The organism is Noviherbaspirillum sp., assembly GCF_035254685.1.
GTDB lineage: Bacteria > Pseudomonadota > Gammaproteobacteria > Burkholderiales > Burkholderiaceae_D > Noviherbaspirillum.
Genome location: NZ_DATFAI010000045.1, coordinates 83,855 through 101,540, shown reverse-complemented (window position 1 = coordinate 101,540; position 17,686 = coordinate 83,855). Strand labels below are relative to the sequence as shown.

The 17,686-nt window shown below is 61.4% G+C and carries 17 protein-coding genes; 5 read left to right on the top strand and 12 right to left on the bottom strand.

From position 1 onward, the window contains the following. Nucleotides 1-18: 18 nt before the first annotated feature. The 12 genes from murC to VJ698_RS21365 all read right to left on the bottom strand — a co-directional run bounded on the left by murC (nt 19) and on the right by VJ698_RS21365 (nt 13,837). Nucleotides 19-1,404, bottom strand: coding sequence for a UDP-N-acetylmuramate--L-alanine ligase (gene murC / locus VJ698_RS21420; protein ID WP_324104842.1), 1,386 nt, complete (start codon nt 1,402-1,404; stop codon nt 19-21). After that, complete coding sequence (gene murG, locus VJ698_RS21415) at nt 1,401-2,477, bottom strand: undecaprenyldiphospho-muramoylpentapeptide beta-N-acetylglucosaminyltransferase (RefSeq protein WP_324104841.1); 1,077 nt, start codon at nt 2,475-2,477, stop codon at nt 1,401-1,403. The genes murC and murG overlap by 4 nt, the downstream gene beginning before the upstream one ends. Beyond that, on the bottom strand, nt 2,474-3,682 hold the full coding sequence (gene ftsW, locus VJ698_RS21410) for a putative lipid II flippase FtsW (RefSeq protein ID WP_414691201.1): 1,209 nt from the start codon (nt 3,680-3,682) through the stop codon (nt 2,474-2,476). Before ftsW ends, murG begins: the two co-directional genes overlap by 4 nt. After that, on the bottom strand, nt 3,679-5,172 hold the full coding sequence (gene murD, locus VJ698_RS21405) for a UDP-N-acetylmuramoyl-L-alanine--D-glutamate ligase (RefSeq protein ID WP_324104840.1): 1,494 nt from the start codon (nt 5,170-5,172) through the stop codon (nt 3,679-3,681). Before murD ends, ftsW begins: the two co-directional genes overlap by 4 nt. Then, a complete protein-coding gene (mraY, locus tag VJ698_RS21400; RefSeq protein WP_324104839.1) occupies nt 5,172-6,341 on the bottom strand; it encodes a phospho-N-acetylmuramoyl-pentapeptide-transferase in 1,170 nt (389 codons plus the stop codon). The genes murD and mraY overlap by 1 nt, the downstream gene beginning before the upstream one ends. A 1-nt stretch (nt 6,342) precedes the next feature. Next, nucleotides 6,343-7,728, bottom strand: a complete 1,386-nt coding sequence (locus VJ698_RS21395) for a UDP-N-acetylmuramoyl-tripeptide--D-alanyl-D-alanine ligase (RefSeq protein ID WP_324104838.1) — start codon at nt 7,726-7,728, stop codon at nt 6,343-6,345. Beyond that, nucleotides 7,728-9,266 (bottom strand): UDP-N-acetylmuramoyl-L-alanyl-D-glutamate--2,6-diaminopimelate ligase, encoded by a 1,539-nt coding sequence (locus tag VJ698_RS21390; RefSeq protein ID WP_324104837.1) that lies wholly within the window; start codon nt 9,264-9,266, stop codon nt 7,728-7,730. Before VJ698_RS21390 ends, VJ698_RS21395 begins: the two co-directional genes overlap by 1 nt. Continuing rightward, nucleotides 9,266-11,014, bottom strand: coding sequence for a penicillin-binding protein 2 (locus VJ698_RS21385; protein ID WP_324104836.1), 1,749 nt, complete (start codon nt 11,012-11,014; stop codon nt 9,266-9,268). The genes VJ698_RS21390 and VJ698_RS21385 overlap by 1 nt, the downstream gene beginning before the upstream one ends. Next, nucleotides 11,014-11,286 (bottom strand): cell division protein FtsL, encoded by a 273-nt coding sequence (ftsL, locus tag VJ698_RS21380; protein WP_324104835.1) that lies wholly within the window; start codon nt 11,284-11,286, stop codon nt 11,014-11,016. Before ftsL ends, VJ698_RS21385 begins: the two co-directional genes overlap by 1 nt. Next, nucleotides 11,283-12,248, bottom strand: coding sequence for a 16S rRNA (cytosine(1402)-N(4))-methyltransferase RsmH (gene rsmH / locus VJ698_RS21375; RefSeq protein ID WP_324104834.1), 966 nt, complete (start codon nt 12,246-12,248; stop codon nt 11,283-11,285). Before rsmH ends, ftsL begins: the two co-directional genes overlap by 4 nt. A gap of 9 nt (nt 12,249-12,257) precedes the next feature. Then, complete coding sequence (gene mraZ / locus VJ698_RS21370; RefSeq protein ID WP_324104833.1) at nt 12,258-12,686, bottom strand: division/cell wall cluster transcriptional repressor MraZ; 429 nt, start codon at nt 12,684-12,686, stop codon at nt 12,258-12,260. Nucleotides 12,687-13,447: 761 nt separating this feature from the next. Then, a complete protein-coding gene (locus VJ698_RS21365) occupies nt 13,448-13,837 on the bottom strand; it encodes a glutaredoxin domain-containing protein (protein ID WP_324104832.1) in 390 nt (129 codons plus the stop codon). Between the two features lie 252 nt (nt 13,838-14,089). Between VJ698_RS21365 and VJ698_RS21360 the strand changes: the two genes are divergently transcribed. The 5 genes from VJ698_RS21360 (at nt 14,090) to VJ698_RS21340 (ending at nt 17,678) form a co-directional block, all read left to right on the top strand. After that, a complete protein-coding gene (locus tag VJ698_RS21360; protein ID WP_324104831.1) occupies nt 14,090-14,515 on the top strand; it encodes a cytochrome c in 426 nt (141 codons plus the stop codon). A 38-nt stretch (nt 14,516-14,553) separates the two neighbouring features. Next, a complete protein-coding gene (locus tag VJ698_RS21355; protein WP_324104830.1) occupies nt 14,554-15,930 on the top strand; it encodes a cbb3-type cytochrome c oxidase subunit I in 1,377 nt (458 codons plus the stop codon). A gap of 61 nt (nt 15,931-15,991) precedes the next feature. Then, nucleotides 15,992-16,585 carry a cytochrome c oxidase subunit 3 family protein gene (locus tag VJ698_RS21350; RefSeq protein WP_324104829.1) on the top strand — a complete coding sequence of 198 codons (594 nt, stop codon included), beginning with the start codon at nt 15,992-15,994 and terminating at the stop codon, nt 16,583-16,585. A gap of 8 nt (nt 16,586-16,593) precedes the next feature. Then, nucleotides 16,594-16,851: a cytochrome C oxidase subunit IV family protein gene (locus VJ698_RS21345; protein ID WP_324104828.1), complete on the top strand. Its 258-nt coding sequence runs from the start codon at nt 16,594-16,596 to the stop codon at nt 16,849-16,851. Between the two features lie 11 nt (nt 16,852-16,862). Next, the gene (locus tag VJ698_RS21340; protein WP_324104827.1) at nt 16,863-17,678 is read left to right on the top strand and encodes a CbbQ/NirQ/NorQ/GpvN family protein; all 816 of its coding nucleotides are present in this window, start codon (nt 16,863-16,865) and stop codon (nt 17,676-17,678) included. The last annotated feature ends 8 nt before the right edge of the window (nt 17,679-17,686 follow it).

Here is a 17,686-nt window from a genome sequence, read left to right as displayed (position 1 = left end):
TTGATCCCGCGTCCACGCTCAGCTTCCCTGAGCCAGCTTGCCAGGCACGCCGCTGATCGAGCCGGCACCCATGGTGATGACCACATCCCCATCCTTTGCCACGCTCATGATCGTCGCCGGCATGTCGGCGATGTCTTCCACAAATAGCGGCTCCACCTTGCCGAGCACGCGCAGCGCATGTGCGAGCGCACGGCCGTCTGCCGCGACGATCGGCTGCTCGCCCGCCGGATACACGTCACCCAGCACCAGCGCGTCCACCGTGGACAGGACTTTGACGAAATCCTCGAACAGGTCGCGCGTACGTGTGTAGCGGTGCGGCTGGAATGCCAGCACGATGCGCCGGCCCGGATAGGCGCCGCGCGCCGCTGCGAGCGTGGCAGCCATTTCCACCGGGTGATGACCGTAATCGTCAACCAGCGTGAACGCACCGCCCGACGGCAGCTTGATCTCGCCATAACGCGTAAAGCGGCGGCCGACGCCCGTGAACTCGCGCAATGCCTTCTGCGTCGCGGCATCCTTCACGCCCACTTCACGCGCGATGGCAATGGCGGCGCAGGCATTCTGCACATTGTGCATGCCGGGCTGGTTCAGGCGCACGTCCAGCGGCGGATAGCCTTCCTGGATCACCGTGAATTCCATGTGGTCGTCGACTGCGCGGGCGTCGGTCGCCCGCACTTGCGCATCCTCGCGAAAGCCGTAGGTCAGGATGGGCTTGGAGATGAACGGCATGATTTCGCGCACATTCGGATCGTCGATGCACAGCATCGCCACGCCATAAAACGGCAGGCGCTGGGTGAATTCGACAAACGCCTGTTTCAACTTTGCGAAGCTGTGGTCGTACGTCTCCATGTGGTCGGCATCGATGTTGGTGATGACTTCGATGCACGGCGACAGGTTGAGGAAGGACGCGTCCGATTCGTCCGCTTCGGCGACGATGAAATCCCCTGCACCGAGCTTGGCGTTGGCGCCGGCGCTGTTGAGACGGCCGCCGATCACGAAGGTCGGGTCCAGCCCGCCCTCGGCCAGCACGCTGGCGACAAGGCTGGTGGTGGTGGTCTTGCCGTGCGTGCCGGCAATCGCGATACCCTGCTTCAGGCGCATCAGTTCGGCGAGCATGACGGCACGCGGCACGATCGGAATGCGCTTGGCGCGTCCGGCGATCACTTCGGGGTTGTCACCCTTGACCGCGGTCGAGGTCACGATGGCGTCGGCCTTTTCGATGTTTTCCGCCGCGTGGCCGAGTGTGACTTTCGCCCCCAGTTCCGCGAGGCGCTGAGTGGCGGCATTGCTGCCCAGGTCCGAGCCGGACACGGTGTAGCCAAGGTTCAGCAGCACCTCCGCGATGCCGCTCATCCCCGAGCCGCCAATACCGACGAAATGAATGTTTTTGACTTTGTGTTTCATGCTTGTGTGGCTAATTCTTCCAGTACGTTAGCGATTGTTTCGTTCGCCTGGCGCCTGCCCAGGGCATGCGCCGCCTCTGCCATCGTCCTGCATGCATCACGCGAAAGCGATTGCAGCAGTTGCGACAACCGCTCCGGGTTCAATTCGTTTTGCGGCAAATGGATCGCCGCCTTCTGGTTCGCCATCCACTGCGCGTTGTCGCGCTGGTGGGAAGTGGTCGATGCCACGAGGGGCACCAGCACGCTGGCGACGCCTGCCGCGGTCAGTTCCGATACAGTGATCGCGCCGGCGCGGCAGATCACCAGGTCCGCCTCTGCATAGCGGCGCGGCATGTCATCGATGAAATCCACGACTTCCGCCTGCACCTTCGCATCGGCATAGGCTTTGCGCAACGCGTCGATGTGCTGCTTGCCCGACTGGTGTGTGACGCTTGGGCGAACTTCGGCGGGAATGCGCGCCAGCGCAGCTGGAATGCATTCATTTAGCACTTTCGCGCCCAGACTGCCGCCGACCACCAGCAGGCGCAGCGGACCGTTGCGGCCTGCGTAGCGCTGCGCGGGCAAGGGCACGTCGAGGATTTCCTTGCGCACCGGATTGCCGGTCACCATGGCCTTGCTGGCCGCCGCGCCAAAGTCGGCCGGAAAGCCGAACAGCACGCGCTTTGCCACCGGCGCCAGCGTCTTGTTCGACAGCAGCAGCGCCGCATCGGCATTGACCAATGCGAGCGGCACGCCGCGTAGCTTCGCCATCATGCCGCCCGGCACGGTGACGTAACCGCCCATGCCGAGCACCACGTCCGGCTTGCGGCGGCCGATGATGCTGAAGCAGGATGCAAACGCGCCCGCCAGCTTGAACATGCCGCGCACCGTATGCATCAAGCCCTTGCCGCGCACACCGGCGAAGTCGATGGAATCCATCTCAACCTTGTGCTTCGGTACGATGTCGCGCTCCATGCCGTGCATCGTGCCCAGCCAGGACACTTGCCAGCCGCGATCACGCATGGTCTGCGCGATCGCCAGGCCGGGGAAAATATGGCCGCCGGTCCCGGCTGCCATGATCAGGAGGCGTTTCATATGCGGCCTCCACGCATGAGCACTCTGTTCTCGTAATCGATACGCAGCAGGATGGCGAGGCCGATGCAGTTGATCAGCACGCCCGATCCGCCGTAGCTCATCAAGGGAAGTGTCAAGCCCTTGGTCGGCAGCAAGCCGAGATTTACACCCATATTGATAAAAGCCTGTACACCAATCCAGATTCCAATACCCTTGGCTGCCAGCCCCGCGAAGGTAAGGTCAATCGCGATAGCCTGGCGGCCAATTTCGAAGGATCGTTTGACGATCCAGTAAAACAGCATGACGACGACCAGCACGCCGGCGAAGCCGAGTTCCTCGCCGATCACCGCAAGCAGGAAGTCGGTATGCGCCTCGGGTAGGTAATGCAGCTTTTCCACGCTGCCGCCCAGGCCCACGCCCAATAGTTCGCCGCGGCCAAATGCGATCAGAGAATGCGACAGCTGGTATGCCTTGCCCAGCGAGTTCTCTTCCGTCCATGGATTGAGGTACGCAAAAATACGTTCCCGCCGCCATGGCGACAAGATGATCACGAGGCTGAAAATGCCGACCAGCGTCGCACCAATCCCGCCGAACCAGATGCCGTTGATCCCGCCCAGGAACAGGATGCCCATCGCGATGCACACGATCACGCCGAACGCGCCGAGGTCCGGCTCCAGCAGGAGCAGCAGCCCGACGAAGCCGATCGCGATCGTCATCGGCATGAAGCCCTTGGTCAGCTTGTGCATCACTTGCTGTTTGCGCACCGTGTAGTCGGCCGCGTACAGGACGACGAACAGCTTCATCAGTTCCGACGGCTGCAGGTTGAACACCTTGAACGGCAGCCACCGCTTCGCGCCATTGACGCCCTTGCCGATGCCCGGTATGAGGACCAGGACGAGCAGCACGAGCGTCGCGACGAACAGGTAAGGCGCAAGGCGCTGCCAGGTTTCGACGCGCACGCGGAACGCCAGCAAACCGGCGAACATGGACAACGCGATGAATGCCGCCTGCCTGACAAGGAAATGCGAATTCGAATAGCTCGCGTATTTCGGCGAATCCGGCAGCGAGATCGAGGCCGAGTAGACCATCACCATCCCGAACAGCATCAGGAGCACGACCACCCACACCAGCGGTTGGTCGTACTCCATCATCTTCGAGCGCTGCACGACACCGGGCAGCGGCGCCTGCGAAGATGAGCTGGAAAAGGATGACAGCGCGAATTTCACGGGAATACCTCGCCGCGCGACAGCGCTACTTCGCGTACCGAATCCACAAAGACCTCGGCCCGGTGCGCGTAGTTCCTGAACATGTCGAGGCTGGCGCAGGCTGGCGACAGCAGCACGGCGTCGCCGGCCTGAGCCAGCCCGGACGCCTTCTGCACCGCGTTTTCCAGCGTGTCGCAATCGACAAGCTCGACGCCGGTCGCTGCCACGGCGTCGCGGATCGCGGGGCCATCCTTGCCGATCAGGAGCACCGCGCGGACATATTTGGCAACCGGTTCAGCGAGGGGCGCGAAGTCCTGGCCCTTGCCGTCGCCGCCGGCGATCAGGATCAACCGGTGCGTGCCGTGCTGCTGCAGCCCGAGGCCGTTCAAGGCCGCCACCGTCGCGCCGACGTTGGTGCCCTTGCTGTCATCGTAATAATCGACGTCGCCGACATTGGCTACCAACTCCACGCGATGCGGCTCGCCGTGATAATCGCGCAGGCCATGCAGCAAGGGCGCCAGCGGCAGGCCGATCGCACGACAAAGGGCCAGCGCAGCGAGCGCATTGACGGCATTGTGCTGGCCGCGGATCTTGAGCGCGTCCGCCGGCATCAGGCGGTTGAGAATGATTGGCAGTTCGATGTTGTCCTTCTTGCGACGGCGCTTTTCGCCATCTTCCGAGGCGATTGCCGTCGACAGCCACTGCATGCCGTTGTCGTCGACCAGGCCGAAGCAGTCCGGCCGGTCGGGTTCGTCCGCGCCGAAGCTGATGCTGGTTGCCAGCGGCGATGTCATCTGCATCACGCGCGGGTCGTCGCGATTGAGCAGGCGAATGGTGCGCGCGCCGAAGATGCGCGCCTTGTCGGCCGCGTAGGCTTCCATGCTACCGTGCCAGTCGAGGTGGTCCTGCGTCACGTTGAGCACGGTGGCGACGTCAGCCTCCAGGCTGAATGTTGTGTGAAGCTGGAAGCTCGACAGTTCAAGCACCCATGCCTGCGGCAGGTCGTCGGCATCCAGCGCAGCGCGCAGCACGTCGAGAGCGGCCGGGCTGATGTTGCCGGCCACCTGCGTTTTCAATCCTGCGCGGCGGCACAGCAGGCCGGTCAGGCTGGTGACCGTGGTCTTGCCGTTGGTGCCGGTAATCGCGATCACTTTCGGCGCGTACTCGCGTTGCAAGCGCAACGCGGCAAGCGCCTGCGCGAACAGTTCGATCTCGCCCCACAAAGGAATATTTTTTTCCTGCGCTGCCGGAACAATCGCGGCCAGCTCGCGGCCGGGCGCGAGCCCCGGGCTGACAGCCACGAAGTCGATGCCTTCCAACAGGCTGGCGTCGAACGCTCCACCGATGAATTCCGCATCCGCGACAGCCTCCTTCAGTGCCGGCAGGCGCTCCGGCTGCGCACGCGTGTCGGCGACGCGCAGCTTCGCGCCGCAGCGCGCCAGCCACAATGCCATCGCCAGGCCCGATTCGCCGAGCCCGAGTACGAGTACGTGTTTGCCCTGGTAGTCCATCAGCGCAGCTTCAAGGTTGAGAGTCCGAACAACACCAGCATCATCGTGATGATCCAGAAGCGCACCACGACCTTGGTTTCTTTCCACCCCTTTTGTTCAAAATGGTGATGCAGCGGCGCCATCATCAGGATGCGGCGGCCGACGCCGTAACGTTTTTTGGTGTACTTGAAATAGCTCACCTGCAGCATCACCGACAGCGTCTCGACCACGAAGATGCCGCCCATGATGAACAGTACGATCTCCTGGCGCACGATCACGGCGATGGTGCCGAGCGCGCCGCCCAGCGCAAGCGCGCCGACGTCGCCCATGAACACCTGTGCCGGATAGGCGTTGTACCAGAGGAAGGCGAGGCCCGCGCCGGACATGGCGCCGCAGAAGATCAGCAGTTCCGCCGCGCCGGGAATATGCGGGATGAACAGATACTTCGCATACACCGCGCTGCCGGTCAGATAAGCGACCAGGCCGAGCGCGGAACCGACCATCACGGTCGGCATGATGGCGAGACCATCAAGACCATCGGTCAGGTTGACGGCATTGCTGGTGCCGACGATGACGAAGTAGGTCAGCGCCATGAAGCCCCATACGCCGAGCGGATAGCTGATGGTCTTGAAGAAGGGGACGATCAGGTCGGCCTTTGGCGGCAGGTCGAGGTTGAAACCGGACTGCACCCACGCGAGGAACAGTTGCCAGACCTTGGTATTGGTCGGCGCGGAGACCGAGAAGGCGAGGTAAATGGCGGCGATGATGCCGATCAGCGACTGCCAGAAATACTTCTCCTTCGAGGACATGCCTTCCGGGTTCTTGTAGACCACCTTGCGATAGTCGTCGACCCAGCCGATGGCGCCGTAGCCCATGGTCACGACCAGCACTACCCAGACGAAGCGGTTGCTCCAGTCCGACCACAGCAGGGTCGAAATCGCGATGGAGAGCAGGATAAGCGCGCCGCCCATGGTGGGCGTACCGGACTTGATCAGGTGGGTTTGCGGCCCGTCGGTGCGAACCGCCTGGCCGACCTTCAGTCGGGTCAGCATGCGGATCATGGCCGGGCCGGCAGCGAGGCCGATGGCGAGTGCGGTCAGCGTGGCGAACACCGCGCGGAAGGTAATGAAGTTGAAGACCCGGAGTGGTCCGAGGTCCTGCTGAAAATATTGTGCCAGCCAGAGCAGCATGTCAGTGAGATCCCTGTCCTTTATCTGATGTATTGACGAGGTGCTGGACCACGCGCTCCATCTTCATGAAGCGCGAGCCCTTCACCAGCGCCGTCGTACCGGAGGAAACAAGTCTCTCGGCTGCCTGGTTGATGGCGTCGATCGCGTCGAAATGCTGTGCCGGCGAACCGAACGCCGCGCTCGCGTGGCGTGCCAGTTCACCCAATGTCAGCAGATGTTCGATGCCCTTTTCTCGCGCGTAGGCGCCGATCTCGACATGGAACTGCGGGCCTTCGTCGCCCACCTCTCCCATGTCGCCCAGCACCAGGATGCGGGGCGACGCCGCGTGCGACAGGACATCGATCGCGGCGCGCACCGAATCCGGATTGGCGTTATAGGTATCGTCGATCACCAGGGCGCCGCTCTTCGCCGTCTTGCGCTGCAGTCGGCCGTTGACCGGCGCGAATGCCTCGAGGCCGCGAACGATCGCTTCCTCGGGCACGCCGATCGCCAGCGAGCATGCCGTCGCGGCCAGGGCATTGCGCACGTTGTGTGCACCCGCGGCGGAGAGCTTCACCTGAAAATATTTCCCACCGGCAGTTATGGACAGGTCACTGCCGAAATCGTTCACCTGAAAAGTGCAGCTGACATCGGCGTCCTGCGACAGGCCGAATGTCAAGGTCTTGCGCGGGCCGGCAAGCGCGCGCCACAAGGATGTGTAAGTGTCATCAGCCGGGAACACCGCAACGCCTTCCGCCGACAGTCCGGCGATCACGCTGCCGTTTTCCTTTGCGACCGCCTCGACGCTTTCCATGAATTCCTGGTGTTCGCGCTGCGCATTGTTGACCAGGCCGACAGTCGGTACCGCGATGCCGGTGATGGTTGCAATCTCGCCGGGATGGTTCATGCCCAGTTCGACCACCGCCGCCTTGTGCGCATCGTCCAGGCGGAAAACGGTCAGCGGCACGCCGATCTCGTTGTTCAGGTTGCCGCGGGTGGCAAGTACATGGTCTGCGCCGAAAGCCGCCGCAAGGATCGATGCAATCATCTCCTTGACGGTCGTCTTGCCATTGCTGCCGGTGACGCCAATGACCGGCAGCGTGAACCGGCGGCGCCAGAAGCGGGCGATCTCGCCCAGTGCGACGCGCGCGTCCGGCACGACCAGCGCCGGCACCATCAGGCCTTCCGGCACGCGTTCGACTACGACTGCGGCCACGCCTTTGGCCGCCACTTCATCCAGAAAATCATGTGCGTCGAAACGCTCGCCGCGCAGTGCGACGAACAGGTTGCCGACGGCTACCTGACGACTGTCGGTCGACACCCCGTCAAATGCTGCATCGGTCGCGGTGTTGTTCACCACGACGGCACTCGAAATCCATGGCTGCAATTCAGCCAATGATGATTTCATTAATTCATCCCCTTCATTGTTGCCCTTGCAGCCAATGCCAGCGCGGCATGGTCTGCATCCAAAAACGGCAATTTCTTGCCTTTGATTTCCTGGTACGGCTCGTGTCCCTTCCCTGCCAGCAGGACCACGTCGTTTTTCCCTGCGTGCCGCACTGCCCACAGGATGGCTGCGGCACGGTCCTCGATCACATGCGGCGCGTTGCGGACCAGGCGGGGAGTATCGATCCCTTCCATGATCTGCGACAGGATCACGGTCGGGTCCTCGCTGCGCGGGTTGTCGCTGGTGACGATGATGTGATCTGCCTCCTGTGAGACCTTGCCCATCTGCGGGCGCTTGCCCGGATCACGGTCGCCGCCGCAACCGAAGACGCACCACAACTCGCCGTGACGCTGATGCGTCACCTGACGCAGGGTCACCAGCGTTTTTTCCAGCGCGTCCGGCGTATGCGCATAATCGATCACGACCAGCGGTGCGTCCTGCCCTCCCAATTGCTGCATGCGGCCCGGCACGGCCTTCAGCGTTTCGGCTGCTTCGACCGCAGCCTTCAAATCGACGTTCCTGGCCAGCAGGACACCCAGAATGGCGAGCACGTTACTGACGTTGAACTCACCGACGAGCTGCGTCTTCACCTGCGCCGACCCGAATGCCGAATCGAGCCGGAATGCGGTGCCGCCATGACTCGTGCGGATTTCGCTCGCGCGCAAGGTCGGCACATCCGGGACCGCACATTCGGTAATGGAGTAGCCAATGATCAGCACCGACGGTTGCGTGTCCTGCACATGGCGAATCAGCCGCAGGCCCATGGCGTCATCCAGGTTGATGACTGCATGTTGCAGGCCCGGCCAGTCGAACAGCTTGCGCTTGGCTGCTTCATAGGCCTCCATGCTGCCGTGATAATCGAGATGGTCTCGCGTGAAATTGGTGAATACGGCAACGTCGAAATGCAGGCCGTCCATACGTCCCTGCTCCAGCCCGATCGACGATGCCTCGATGGCGAGCGCCTGTGCGCCCCCGCCATGAAGCTGCGCCAGCTTGCGCTGCAGGAGCACGGCGTCCGGCGTGGTATAGCCCGTGGTGCTGAACCCGCCGTGCTCGCCGCGCTGGAAGAATCCGACGCCGAGCGTGCCGATCACGGCGGTCGGTTGTCCGAGGCGCGACAGCGCACTGCCAAGCCATTGGGTGCAGGAAGTCTTGCCATTGGTGCCGGTCACTGCGACGGAAAACATGGCGGCGTCCGGGTGCCCGTAATAGCCGCTCGCGATCTGGCCGGACAGCGCCTTCAGGTTCGGCACCGCGAGATGCGGCATGGTCCAGGCGTTGTTCCATTCGAAGCCGTTCGCTTCGTAGACCACTGCTTTCGTGCCGGCTTCCATCGCGCGTTCGATATAGTCGCGGCCATCCGCGGTTTCGCCAGGGAAGGCGAAGAACACGTCCCCCGGCTTGACGCTGCGTGAATCCGAAGACAGGTCGGCCTTCGGCGCGTTCGCGTGCAGCCAGGCCAGGGCTTCCGTCAGCGTCGAAGTCGGGGCCGCAGTCATCACATGCTCTCCTTCACGCCATCTGCCGGAATAATGATGTCTGTTACCTGCGAGTCCGGTGGAACGTTCAGCGCGCGCAGCGCGTTCGCGGTCACCGAAGCAAAAACGGGCGCCGCGACGTCGCCGCCGTAGTACGAGCCGTTCGTCGGTTCGTCGACCATCACGGCGACGATGAGACGGGGATGGGATACCGGCGCAAAGCCGACGAACGATGCGACATATTTATTGACGTACTGCCCGCCCGCGAGCTTGTGCGCGGTACCTGTCTTGCCGGCCACGCGATAGCCCGGCACCTGCGCCTTGGGCGCCGTGCCGGCCGGGCTCACGACGGTTTCCATCATGGCCCGCACCTCGCGCGCCGTCTTTTCCGAGATCACGCGGCGGCTGATCGGTTGGTCGGCGGCCTTGAGAAAAGAGAGCGGAATCGTATCGCCGTCGCGCGCGAAAATCATGTAGGACTGCGCCATCTGGATCAGCGACACCGAAATGCCGTGCCCGTAGCTCATGGTCGCCTGCTCGATCGGCCGCCACGATTTGTACGGGCGCACGCGGCCGGCGACTGCGCCGGGGAAGCCAAGCTTCGGAGGCTGGCCGAAACCGACGGTAGTAAACATTTCCCACATCTGCTGCGGCTGCAACTGCAACGCAATCTTTGTCGTGCCGACGTTGGACGACTTTTCGATCACCTCCGATACCGTCAGCGGACCATGCGCATGCGAATCGTGAATCGTTGCCTTGCCGATGGTCAGGTAGCCGGGCGCGGTCTGGATCACGGTGCTGGGCGTAACCAGTTTGTTTTCCAGCGCGAGCGCGATCGTGAACGGCTTCATGATGGAGCCGGGCTCGAAGGTGTCGGTAAGCACGCGATTGCGCAGTTGCGCGCCAGTGAGGCGGGTGCGGTCGTTCGGATTGTAGGAAGGCAGGTTGGCCAGCGCCAGCACTTCGCCGGTCTGCACATCGACCACGACGATGCCGGCAGCCTTCGCCTTGTGCTTTTCGACGGCCTCCTTCAACTGCGAGTAAGCGATATACTGGATCTTGCTGTCGATTGACAGTGCCAGGTTCTTTCCATCGTGCGGGGATCGGACCGAGCCGATGTCCTCGACGATGCGACCAAGCCGGTCCTTGATGACGCGGCGGCTGCCGTTGGTACCCGCGAGGCTCTTCTGGAACGCCAGTTCCATGCCTTCCTGCCCCGCATCCTCGACATTGGTGAAGCCGACGATATGCGCCATCACCTCGCCCTCGGGGTAATAGCGCTTGTATTCCTTGCGAGCCTCGATGCCGGGAATGCTGAGTTTTGCGATCTTGTCCGCGGTGTCCTGCTCGACCTGCCGCTTCAGATACACGAAGCTGCGGTCGGAATCGAGCTTCTTGTCGAGGTCGCGCTCGCTCATGTCGAGCAGTTTCGCCAGCTCGCGCAGCTTGTCGCGCGGCGCCTGCTGCACGTCGTCCGGAATGGCCCAGATCGCCTTGACCGGCAGGGACGATGCCAGCACCTGCCCGTCGCGGTCGGTGATCTTGCCGCGCGTTGCGGGCAGTTCGAGTGTGCGCGCATAGCGCGATTCGCCCTGCTTCTGTAAAAAGTCGGTGGAAATGCCCTGCAACCAGAGCGCACGGCCGGCGAGCGCGGCGAATGCGGCGAACAGGCCGAACAGGACCACGCGTGAACGCCACACGGGCAGCTTCATTGCGAGCACCGGGCTCGCGCTGAACTGCACTCCCTTGGCGGCTGCTGTACGCGACATCAGTTCGTCCCCGGTGTCAGGTATTGCGTGCGGGCGGGGGTGACCTGGACCATGCTCAGGTCACGCCGCGCATTGGCTTCGATACGGGCATTTTTTCCCAGCGTGGACTGGTCGAGCTGCAGCTGCGCCCACTCGATGTCGAGCTGCCGGGAAGCGGCCTGCGCGCGCTCGAGCTCGATGAACAGGCTGCGCGCCTGGTATTGCGCATTGACCACGGAGAGTGCACAACCGACCAGGGCGGCGGCGAAGACGGCAATGATGCGGCCGCTCATGGCAAGCCTCCGCGCGCGACAGTGCGCTCGGCCACGCGCATGATCGCCGAACGCGCGCGCGGATTGGCGGCGACTTCGACATCGGAGGGTTTCATCTTCGAGAGCAGCTTGAGTTCGGGTTGCGGCAGGTCTGCCGCGCGGATCGGCAGGCGACGGTCGGGCTGCGGCGCGTTGGCTTTGGAGGCCATGAAGCGCTTGACGATGCGATCTTCCAGTGAATGAAAGCTGATCACAGCCAATCTCCCGTGCGGTGCCAGTTTTTTCAGTGCGGCACTCAGTCCTACTTCGAGTTCTTCAAGCTCTTTATTGATGTAAATCCGGATAGCCTGAAAGGTGCGAGTGGCCGGATCTTTGCCTTTCTCGCGGGTTTTGACGGCGTGTGCCACGATCTCGGCAAGCTGTCGTGTGCCTGAAATTGGCTCGACTGCCCGGCGAGCAACAATCGCCTTTGCAATCTGAAAAGCAAACCGTTCTTCCCCATAATCCCGTATCACCTTTCCTATCGTCTGTTCTGACTCGGTTGCGAGCCACTCCGCCGCCGACATGCCGCGCGTCGTGTCCATGCGCATGTCCAGTGGCCCGTCCAGTCGAAAACTGAAACCCCGCCCCGCTTCATCCACCTGCGGCGACGAGATACCCAGGTCCAGCAAAATTCCGTCCGCCAGCGTCACGCCCCGCGCCGCCAGCGCCTCATCCATGGTGGCGAAGCTGTCATGCACGATCTCGAAACGTGCATCGCCAATCGCCTGCGCCACCGCAATCGCCTGCGGATCCTTGTCGAACGCGAGCAGGCGGCCTTGCGGGCCGAGGCGTTCCAGGATCCGGCGGCTGTGGCCGCCGCGGCCGAAGGTGCCATCGACGTACACGCCATTGGCGCGTTCGCCGTCGATCGCCAGCGCATCGACCGCTTCTTCCAGCAGCACCGTACGGTGCTGCAATCCGGGCACCGTTTCATTAGTCATCACGGCCCGTCAGAAGGAAAAATTACTCAACACGTCCGGCATGCCGTTCGCCACGGCCTGCGCCTCGTCTTCGGCGAGCTTCTCGGCATCCCAGATCTCGAAATGGCTGCCCATGCCGAGCAGCATCACGTCGCGCTTCAGGCCGACTGCGTTGCGCAGTTCGGGCGCGATCAGGATGCGGCCGGCCGTATCCATTTCGACATCGGACGCATTACCCAGGAAAATGCGCTGCCAGGCGCGCGCCGACATCGGCCACGCGGCGATCTGCTCGCGATGGTTTTCCCAGACGGGACGCGGGAAGAACAACAGGCAGCCATGCGGATGGCGAGTCAACGTGACGCGGCCTTCGCACTGAAGCGACAAGGCGTCGCGATGCTTGGCCGGAATCGTCATCCGTCCTTTGGCATCGAGACTCAATGCTGACGCGCCTTGGAACACCCTGATTACCCTCGTGGTTGTCGTTTTTGATCGTTCTTCTGAACCGTGATTTCCGTACGGCTACCAGCCTTTTCGCCCCACAAAAATACACTTTTTCACACTGTTGCCCACTTTAGAGGATGGTTAATTTGCGGTCAAGTAATATTCGGAAACAAAAATGCGATTTTTTTCAATGAACTCAATGACTTAGCGCGTTTCGCTCAAGCAATCTATTGAGTGAATCCTCAAAAAAATTAAGCACTTATCGCACATAGTGAAAGTGACGCCTTAGATATATACATGTGATTTGAGTATCAGAAAAACGTTGCGCAATGGGAATTCCAGCCCGAAAACCCGAGCTGTTCCCCGGAATTTCCTGGCGTCATTTAGTCTGCGTCGACGGTGGTTAGTTCAAATCCGGACTGGCGGGGAACGCAGAACGTGAATCCGGACCGGGAACGCGCGTAGGCGGCGATCGGACGGTGCCTTGTGCCAAAAAAGCATCGTCCTGATCCTGCGCCGCGCAGGATCAGGAAAATGCGTCTCTCGGAATGATGGGTGGCGCGCGGATTGTGCCTGGCGACCTCACACCACGATGTCCACCGGAAGGCGGGAGGCGGGCTTAGCGGTTCGTCACACCTCGATGCGCGGTTTATGCCGAGGCAATCGGCGGTGAGCGCGCGGCGTCCACCGGAGCGAAAGTGTTGCGATCGCGAGGATGGGCAATGCAGTCATCGCTGTCGGGTGGCCGGCAGAATCTGCCATTCAAAATGTGACAGATCTCAGGATCCCCTGGTGTCGGCGCCTTGCTCCAGCATGCGTAAGAACTCGCCACAGTCGATCAAGCGCTGCAGCTCGCTCGCACCGCCGAGCAGAACGCCGTGCACAAATATCATCGGAAAGGTCGGCCATCCAGTCCACATCTTGAGTGCATTGCGACGGCGCCAGTTGCTCAGGTAGCCGCCGTATTCAAGGTAGCGATAAGGAACGCCGACTGCATCGAGCGCCTTGCGCGCTTTTTTCGGAAACGGATTCTGGGCCATGCCGACCACCACCACCGCGTTGGCTTCAAGCGCAGCCTGCACCTCGCGCACGATATCGGCATGATGGTTGGCGATCTTCTCGCGGATGGCGGGATGAATGCGTGCCTCATCAAGAACATTGCGACTCATTGCGATTCTCCTCTCGTTACGCTCGTTATCGACTGGCCAAACACTGCTCGCGTGGCCCGCGTCGCACCGACACATATTGTACTTGTGTAAAGCTCCGCACTCTTCCATACACAACTGTATGCAGAAATCTCTTTCCCTTAGAGAAAAGATGTATTTATAATGTAGGTTTTAAAAACGCGGCAAAGAGATGGTCGACGATCGTCTCGCCTTCTGCGTGCGACACGGTTTTCGACTGAAAGGACCTTAGCAACCATGAGTGCATCATTCACCAAATCGACAGCCAGAAATATCTTTTATGGCGGGGCGGTTTTTTTCTTCCTGCTGTTTCTGGCAATGACGTTTGACACCATGCAGGTGCTGCCCAAGCGTGACAATCGAGCAAACCTGACCGATTCGGTCGCGCGCGGCAAGCACGTCTGGGAGACACGCAATTGCATCGGCTGCCACACGCTGATGGGCGAAGGCGCCTACTTCGCGCCGGAACTCGGCAATGTCTACAAGCGTCGCGGCCCTGAATTCATCAAGGCTTGGATCAAGGGACAGCCGACCAAAGTACCGGGCCGTCGCCAAATGCCCCAGTTCAACCTGACCGACCAACAGCTCGACGACCTCGTGAACTTCCTGAAGTACAGCTCGGAAGTGGACACCGCCAAGTGGCCGCCGAACATCGAGGGCTGATACAGAAAACCAGATCACTGCAATCATCGGAGAACTTCATGCAATTTAAATCACAGGCCGTCGCGAAGCCATATTTCATCGCGGCGATCGGCCTCTTTTTTGGTCAGATCGTGTTCGGTCTGATCATGGGCCTGCAGTACGTCGTGGGTGACTTCCTGTTTCCCGCAATACCCTTCAACGTTGCACGCATGGTGCACACCAACCTGCTGATCGTATGGCTGCTGTTCGGCTTCATGGGCGCAGGCTACTACCTCATTCCGGAAGAAGCCGAACGTGAACTGCACAGCCCGAAACTGGCGCTGTTCAGCTTCTGGCTGTTCCTGATCGCGGGTGCGCTGACCATCCTCGGCTACCTGTTCGTGCCCTATGCAGCGCTGGCCGAATACACCGGCAACAACCTGCTGGCAACGATGGGACGCGAGTTCCTCGAGCAGCCGCTGCCGACCAAAGTGGGCATCGTGATCGTTGCACTGCTGTTCCTGTACAACATTTCGATGACCATCCTGCGCGGCCGCAAGACCAGCATCAACCTGGTCATGCTGGTCGGTCTGTGGGGCCTGGCGATCTTCTTCCTGTTCTCGTTCTACAACCCGGCCAACATCGTCAAGGACAAGTATTACTGGTGGTTCGTGGTGCACCTCTGGGTGGAAGGCGTGTGGGAACTGATCATGGGCGCGATGCTGGCCTTCGTGCTGATCAAGGTGACCGGCGTGGATCGTGAAGTGATCGAAAAATGGCTGTACGTGATCATTGCGATGGCACTGATCTCCGGCATCATCGGTACCGGCCACCACTTCTACTGGATCGGCGCACCGGAATACTGGCAATGGTGGGGCAGCGTGTTCTCCGCACTTGAGCCGATTCCGTTCTTCATGATGACCGTCTTCGCGTTCAACATGGTGAACCGCCGTCGCCGCGAGCATCCGAACCGCGCCGCCATCCTGTGGGCGCTGGGCACCGGCGTGATGGCATTCCTCGGCGCTGGCGTGTGGGGCTTCCTGCACACCCTCGCTCCGGTGAACTACTACACGCACGGCACCCAGATCACTGCTGCGCACGGCCACATGGCGTTCTTCGGTGCGTATGCAATGGTCGTTCTGACCATGATCAGCTACACCATGCCGCTGATGCGCGGTCGTCCGGCCAACACCAAGTCGGCCCAGACTGCCGAAATGTGGGGCTTCTGGCTCATGACCGTCGCCATGGTGCTGATCACGCTGTTCCTCACCGCTGCGGGCATCCTGCAAGTGTGGCTGCAACGCGTGTCGTCGACTCCGATGCCGTTCATGGCTGCGCAAGATCAAGTATCGATCTTCTACTGGCTGCGCGAAGGCGCAGGACTGATGTTCTTCGTCGGTCTCGTGCTCTACATCGCCAGCTTCTTCATCAAGGGCAAGGATAAGGCCGTCGCCTGATTCTTTATCGCCTGACATTGCATAAAGCCGCCCGGTCCGCCGGGCGGCCTCAGAAAACATCGTGGACGCTTCAATTACCCCTAGTGCATCACAAGCCGTACGTCGCGAACTCCCTGGCGACTTTGCAATGTGGTGTTTTATTTATGCCGAACTGCTCGTGTTCGGCATTTTTTTTCTCGCTTATGCATTTGCGCGCGCGCGCAATGTTGAACTGTTTAACGCGTCGCAACTCGAACTGAACCGAGTCAGCGGCATGATCAATACCATGCTGCTGGTGACCAGCAGCTATTTCGTGGTGCGTGCCGTCGAGGCCATCCGGCGCGGCCAGCACAAGCGATGTGCGAACTGGCTGTTTGCCGCCATGGGACTGGGTGGTGCATTCATGGTCCTCAAGCTTGTCGAATTTGGGGCGAAGGTCGGCGACGGCATCAGCATGTCGACCAACACCTTTTACATGTTTTACCTGTTCCTCGGTTTCTTTCATTTCATGCACGTCCTGCTCGGCATGGTGATCCTTGGCGCGGTCGCATTGAAGGCGCGGCGCGGTGAATACAGCGCCGCCGAACATGGCGGCGTCGAGACCGGGGCCTCGTACTGGCACATGGTCGACCTGGTGTGGATCGTGCTGTTCCCGCTCATTTACGTATTGCATTAAGGCTTTGTATGAATACCGCTTCGACACGTCATTGGCTTCTTCTGCTGGTGCTGACCGCCGTGAGTTTCGGCATGGCGGAAACCGCCTGGTCCGGTAACGCGGTTCTTGTCCCGGTGCTGCTCGCCACCCTGATCAAAGGCCGGGTGGTTGCCGACCGCTTCATGGCCCTGCGTCACGCGGGCGCACTGTGGCGGGGGATCGTGCTCGGCTGGCTGATCGTCGTGCTCGGCACCATTGCCTATGCATTCCATATTTCCATGCATTGAAGGATCAACACATGAACGACATTGCAGCGCCCGGCCTCATCGCCGCACTGAACATACCGTTCTATCAACCCGTCGGCAACGAGTGCGAGCTGTTCGAATACGCCTTCCGCAACAAGCTGCCGCTGCTCATCAAGGGCCCGACCGGTTGCGGCAAGACGCGTTTCGTCGCGCACATGGCCGCAAAGCTTGCACGTCCCCTGATCACCGTGGCCTGCCATGACGACCTCACCGCCGCTGACCTGGTCGGGCGTCATTTGATCGGTGACGGCCAGACCATCTGGTCCGACGGTCCGCTCACGCGCGCCGTGCGCCAGGGTGGCATCTGCTATCTCGACGAAGTGGTCGAAGCGCGCAAGGACACGACGGTCGTGCTGCACCCGCTGACCGACGACCGCCGCATCCTTCCGATCGAGCGCACTGGCGAGGAGTTGCAGGCGCCGGATGATTTCATGCTGGTGGTGTCGTACAACCCCGGCTACCAGAACCTCCTGAAGAGCCTCAAGCCGTCGACGCGCCAACGCTTCGTTGCGATCAATTTCGGCTTCCCGCCGGCCGATCTGGAGCAAAAGATCCTCATCGCCGAAACCGGCATCGACACCATGCGCGCTACGCAGCTCGTTACGCTTGCGGGCCATTTCCGCCAGTTGAAGGACCACGATCTCGAAGAAGCCGTGTCCACGCGCCTGCTGGTATACGCAGCCAGCCTGATGCGTTCGGGCTGCGACCCGGTGGCTGCATGCGAAGCCGCACTAGTGGAACCACTGACCGATGATGCCGACACCGCTGCGGCACTGTTCGAAGTCATCAAGGCAACTTTCGGACGCTAACCATCGGA

Excerpts from the sequence above, each read along its gene's own strand:
- murC (WP_324104842.1), bottom strand. The coding sequence starts at position 1,404 with ATGAAACACAAAGTCAAAAACATTCATTTCGTCGGTATTGGCGGCTCG.
- murG (WP_324104841.1), bottom strand. The coding sequence starts at position 2,477 with ATGAAACGCCTCCTGATCATGGCAGCCGGGACCGGCGGCCATATTTTC.
- murD (WP_324104840.1), bottom strand. The coding sequence starts at position 5,172 with ATGGACTACCAGGGCAAACACGTACTCGTACTCGGGCTCGGCGAATCG.
- mraY (WP_324104839.1), bottom strand. The coding sequence starts at position 6,341 with ATGCTGCTCTGGCTGGCACAATATTTTCAGCAGGACCTCGGACCACTC.
- VJ698_RS21395 (WP_324104838.1), bottom strand. The coding sequence starts at position 7,728 with ATGAAATCATCATTGGCTGAATTGCAGCCATGGATTTCGAGTGCCGTC.
- VJ698_RS21390 (WP_324104837.1), bottom strand. The coding sequence starts at position 9,266 with ATGACTGCGGCCCCGACTTCGACGCTGACGGAAGCCCTGGCCTGGCTG.
- VJ698_RS21385 (WP_324104836.1), bottom strand. The coding sequence starts at position 11,014 with ATGTCGCGTACAGCAGCCGCCAAGGGAGTGCAGTTCAGCGCGAGCCCG.
- ftsL (WP_324104835.1), bottom strand. The coding sequence starts at position 11,286 with ATGAGCGGCCGCATCATTGCCGTCTTCGCCGCCGCCCTGGTCGGTTGT.
- rsmH (WP_324104834.1), bottom strand. The coding sequence starts at position 12,248 with ATGACTAATGAAACGGTGCCCGGATTGCAGCACCGTACGGTGCTGCTG.
- VJ698_RS21365 (WP_324104832.1), bottom strand. The coding sequence starts at position 13,837 with ATGAGTCGCAATGTTCTTGATGAGGCACGCATTCATCCCGCCATCCGC.
- VJ698_RS21360 (WP_324104831.1), top strand. The coding sequence starts at position 14,090 with ATGAGTGCATCATTCACCAAATCGACAGCCAGAAATATCTTTTATGGC.
- VJ698_RS21355 (WP_324104830.1), top strand. The coding sequence starts at position 14,554 with ATGCAATTTAAATCACAGGCCGTCGCGAAGCCATATTTCATCGCGGCG.
- VJ698_RS21345 (WP_324104828.1), top strand. The coding sequence starts at position 16,594 with ATGAATACCGCTTCGACACGTCATTGGCTTCTTCTGCTGGTGCTGACC.
- VJ698_RS21340 (WP_324104827.1), top strand. The coding sequence starts at position 16,863 with ATGAACGACATTGCAGCGCCCGGCCTCATCGCCGCACTGAACATACCG.